We start from the raw sequence: 4,127 nt of genomic DNA on the forward strand, positions 1-4,127 counted from the left end.
CGCCGATGGGGAGGTCCGGCGTCTTCGGGCACACGCGGGCGCGCTCCCGAACCCGGCCCGCCCGCGTGTGCCCGAAGACGCCGGACCTCCCCATCGGCGAGCCCTTCACGAGCCGGTGCGCGCCTCCTCCCGCCTCCGCCGTCGAGGCCCGGCTCCGGGCTCTCCTCGTCGAGCGGCTCGTCTTCGATCCGGCGCACACGGCGGTGCGTCTCGCGCGGCCGTTCTTCGAGCACTGCGAGGCGTGGCCCGACCTGGTGCTCGGCGAGCTGCGCGTCGCGATCGAGTACGACTCCACCGGCCGTCACGGACTCGAGCACGTCGGGCACCGCGAGGAGGCCGACCGGCGGAAGGACCGCGCGCTCCGCTCCGCCGGGTGGGAGGTGGTGCGCATCCGCACGGGGAAGCTGCTGCCGCTCGGCCCCCACGACCTGGTCGCCACGGGGGTCACGGCCGCGCTGGCGGACCGCCTGGTCGACCGGCTCCGCGATGTCCGCGGTCCGCTGCTCGTCGACGCCTGGGGGCGCTGACCGAGTCGCGCGGCGGCTGCGGGACTGTCCTCCGGGATCCGTCCCCGTGGCGCCCTCCCCGTCGCTCCCTCCCCGTCGCTCCGTGCCGGTGTCCGGCTCGGCGGAACGGGACCCGCCGACGCAGTGCCGGCGAGCGGGAACCGTCGAGTAGGAGCCGGCGAGTCGGAGCGGTCGAGTCGCAGCCGACCGCTCGCAGCCGACGCGTCAGAGCCGCAGGGCCAGCGCCTCGCTGCGCCAGCGGCGGTGCAGGGCCCAGGGGTCGGGCTCCCCGGCGCGCACGGTCTCGATGTGTGCGTCGAGCGCGGGGCTGCGCGCGAACCACTCGGTGCGCTCCAGGCGCTCGTCGGCGAACTGGGCGTGCCGGTGCTGCTCGAGCGCCCGCCCGCCGCGCTCGAAGGCGAGGAGCTCCTCGTGCCGGAGCCGGTGGAGGCGCTGCCGGGGATTTCCGCTGGTGCCGATCTTGATCCGCTCGCCGAAGCGGATGTAGTAGACGACGTCGACCCGGGGCGGCGGGAGCTCGCCGTCGGGAGCATCGCCGAGCCGCCACTCGCAGGCGGCGCAGAGCCAGGCGGAGGGGAGCCGGACGCCCAGGCGGGACCCGCACGCCGCGCACGGCGAGGGCAGGGCGTCGATCACGCCGTCCTCGCGGGCGACCCAGTCGTGCGCGAGCTCGAGGTGCGCCGCGCAGAGCGCGAGGGGGGCGCCCGTCTCGGCCGAGGAGGCGCACCCTCCGATCGCGCACGCTGACATGCCGCCGACGCTAGGTGCGACCCCCGACATCGCGCCGCCGTCGACCGCGCCGCCGCGAGCACGCAGGAGTCGGAGTGCTCGCTCCCGAGGACGGCGGCACCCGCGCGCTCGCTGCCCGGCGGATCAGCTCAGGCGGTCGACCAGCGACGAGGCGAGGCCCGTGTAGCCGCCCGGCGTCAGCGCCAGCAGGCGCTCCTTCGCCGCGTCGCCGATGTCGAGACCCTGCACGAAGACGGCGAGGTCGTCGGCACCGAGGCGCTTGCCGCGGGTCAGGTCCTTCAGCAGCGCGTACGGGTCGGTGATCGAGGAGCGGCCGGCCGCCACCTCCGCGCGGATCACCGTCTGGATCGCCTCGGCCAGCACCTCCCAGTTGCCGTCGAGGTCGGCGGCGAGGGCGGTCGGGTCGAGGTCGATCTCGAGCAGGCCGCGCGCGATGTTGTCGAGGGCGAGGAGGGAGTGGCCGAACGCGACGCCGATGTTGCGCTGCGTGGTCGAGTCGGTGAGGTCGCGCTGGAGGCGCGAGGTGACCAGGGTCTGCGCGAGCGAGTCGAGCAGGGCGCTGGAGAGCTCGAGGTTCGCCTCGGCGTTCTCGAAGCGGATCGGGTTGATCTTGTGCGGCATCGTGGACGAGCCGGTCGCCCCGGCCTGGGGGATCTGCCGGAAGTAGCCGAGCGAGATGTAGGTCCAGACGTCGGTGCAGATGTTGTGCAGGATGCGGTTCGCGTGCGCGGCCCTGCCGTAGAGCTCGGCCTGCCAGTCGTGCGACTCGATCTGGGTGGTCAGCGGATTGAAGACGAGGCCGAGGGAGGTGACGAACTCCTCCGCGAGGGCGGGCCAGTCGGTGCCGGGGTCGGCGGCGAGGTGCGCGGCGAACGTGCCCGTCGCTCCGCTGAACTTGCCCAGGTACTCCGTCGCCTCGATCTGCGCGACGACCCGCTCGAGCCGGTACGCGTAGACGGCGAACTCCTTGCCCATCGTGGTCGGGGTCGCGGGCTGGCCGTGGGTGCGGCTGAGCATCGACTCGTCGCGGTAGCGGACGGCCAGCTCCCGGAGCGACGCGACGACCGAGCGCAGCTTCGGCAGCCAGATCTCGCCGACGGCCTGACGGACCACGATCGCGTAGGAGAGGTTGTTGATGTCCTCGCTGGTGGCGGCGAAGTGGGTGAGCTCGGCGATGCGCTGCAGTCCGAGCTCCTCGAGCCACTGGCGGACGAGGTACTCCACGGCCTTCACGTCGTGGCGGGTGCGGGCCTCGAGGGCGGCCAGCTCGTCGATCTCGGGCTGGCCGAAGTCGCGGGCGCGGCGGCGGAGCTCCTCGGCGGTCGCCGCGTCGACGGGCTCGGAGCCGAAGAGGCGGCGGTCGGTCAGCGCCAGCAGCCACTCGACCTCGACGTGCACCCGCGCGCGGTTCAGCCCCGCCTCCGAGAGGTACTCGCCGAGCGACGAGACGGCACCGCTGTAGCGACCGTCGAGGGGGCTCAGCGGCTGGGTGGGGAGCGAGGTCATGCGGTGGTGCCTTCCGGTTCTCAGGTGTCCTGCGCGAGGGCGGCGCGCGCGTCGGTGGAGTCGGGGCGGACCGAGCGGTTGCCGCGCAGTCCTGGTTCGATCTGGGCGAAGAGGGCCCGGCAGGCGCGCTCGATCAGCGCGAGCACCGAGTCGAACGCCGCCGCATCGGAATAGTAGGGGTCGGGGACGTCGCCCTGCGGGGAGAGGCCGGGCTCGAAGTCGAGCAGGCGGCGGATCTTCTGCCGGTCGACCTCGGTGCGCGCCCAGGAGCGCAGCGCGCGCTCGTGCCCGTGGTCGAGCGCGACGACCAGGTCGAACTCGGCGAAGCGGGACGGGTCGAAGAGCTGGGCGCGGTGGCGGCCCCCGTCGAAGCCGTGACGCTCCAGCGCCGCGAGGGCGCGGCTGTCGGCGTGCTCGCCGAGGTGCCACTCGCCGGTGCCGGCCGAGCTGATCTCGATCGCGGAGCCGAGCCCCGCCTGCTCCGCCAGGGAGCGCAGCACCACCTCGGCCATCGGCGACCGGCAGATGTTGCCGGTGCAGACGAAGCACACGGCGAAGGCCGAGGGCGCAGGGGAGTCGGGGGTCACCCGCCCATCATGGCGCACCGCGGCTCCTCCACAGCAGGCCGATCGCGGCCGTCGTCCACCGATGGCGCGCGCGGCCTCCCGGGCGGCGGCGGCGCGGCCGATGCCGGCTGCCGAGCCCGAGGTGTCAGTCCTGACGGCGGCGGAGGAAGGGGCGCAGGAGGAGGCCGATGAACCAGTTCACCAGGGCGAGCACGAGGGCGCCGAGCACGCCCCACCAGAAGCCGTCCACGACGAGGCCGAAGCCGAAGAGGCCGCTGATCCAGGCGGTCAGCAGCAGCAGGAGGCCGTTGACGAGGAACGAGACCAGGCCGAGCGTCAGCACGTACAGGGGGAACGCGACCACCCGCACCACTCCGCCCACGACGGCGTTGACGACGCCGAAGATCACCGCCACCAGCAGGTACGTGAGGACCGCCGCGGCGGGGCCCTCCTCGTACGGGTCCACGCGCACGCCCGCCACGACCAGGGTCGTGAGCCAGATCGCGACGGCGTTGGTCAGGAGGCCGAGGAGGAGTCTGCTCATGCCTCCACTATCCCCGCAGGCGGGGCGCGCCGCGAGCCGGGGCTCAGGTGAGGGGCCCGCCGATGGTCGGCTCGGGCGCAGGAGTGCAGAGGCGGGGGTCGTCGGCGCAGGTCCGCGGAGGGAGCACCGCGGTGGGCTCGGGCTGCGGCAGGGGCTCCGCCGTCGGCTGCGGGGCCTCGGTCGGCTCGGGGGCGGGCGCGGGAGCCGGCTCCGGAGCCGGCTCCCGCGCCCGCC

5 protein-coding genes and 1 pseudogene are annotated in these 4,127 nt (G+C 74.3%); 1 reads left to right on the top strand and 5 read right to left on the bottom strand.

Annotation, left to right across the window (positions count from 1 at the left end; all coding sequences use genetic code 11):
- Window positions 1–527 (top strand): annotated as a pseudogene (locus C5C10_RS17250) (endonuclease domain-containing protein); the annotation flags it as partial.
- Between the two features lie 204 nt (window positions 528–731).
- Here the strand turns inward: C5C10_RS17250 and C5C10_RS17255 are convergent.
- From C5C10_RS17255 to C5C10_RS18100, 5 genes are all read right to left on the bottom strand, one after another.
- Window positions 732–1,277: a GIY-YIG nuclease family protein gene (locus C5C10_RS17255; protein ID WP_104233549.1), complete on the bottom strand. Its 546-nt coding sequence runs from the start codon at window positions 1,275–1,277 to the stop codon at window positions 732–734.
- Window positions 1,278–1,400: 123 nt separating this feature from the next.
- Window positions 1,401–2,783: an adenylosuccinate lyase gene (purB, locus tag C5C10_RS17260; RefSeq protein ID WP_104237969.1), complete on the bottom strand. Its 1,383-nt coding sequence runs from the start codon at window positions 2,781–2,783 to the stop codon at window positions 1,401–1,403.
- Window positions 2,784–2,803: 20 nt separating this feature from the next.
- Window positions 2,804–3,370, bottom strand: a complete 567-nt coding sequence (locus tag C5C10_RS17265) for a low molecular weight protein-tyrosine-phosphatase (protein ID WP_181027248.1) — start codon at window positions 3,368–3,370, stop codon at window positions 2,804–2,806.
- A 124-nt stretch (window positions 3,371–3,494) separates the two neighbouring features.
- Window positions 3,495–3,893, bottom strand: coding sequence for a phage holin family protein (locus tag C5C10_RS17270; protein WP_104225199.1), 399 nt, complete (start codon window positions 3,891–3,893; stop codon window positions 3,495–3,497).
- 43 nt (window positions 3,894–3,936) lie between these two features.
- The coding region (locus C5C10_RS18100; protein ID WP_219813288.1) for a hypothetical protein at window positions 3,937–4,127 on the bottom strand (191 nt) is incomplete at its 5' end.

The organism is Rathayibacter sp. AY1A3 (assembly GCF_002930975.1).
Classification (GTDB): Bacteria; Actinomycetota; Actinomycetes; order Actinomycetales; family Microbacteriaceae; genus Rathayibacter.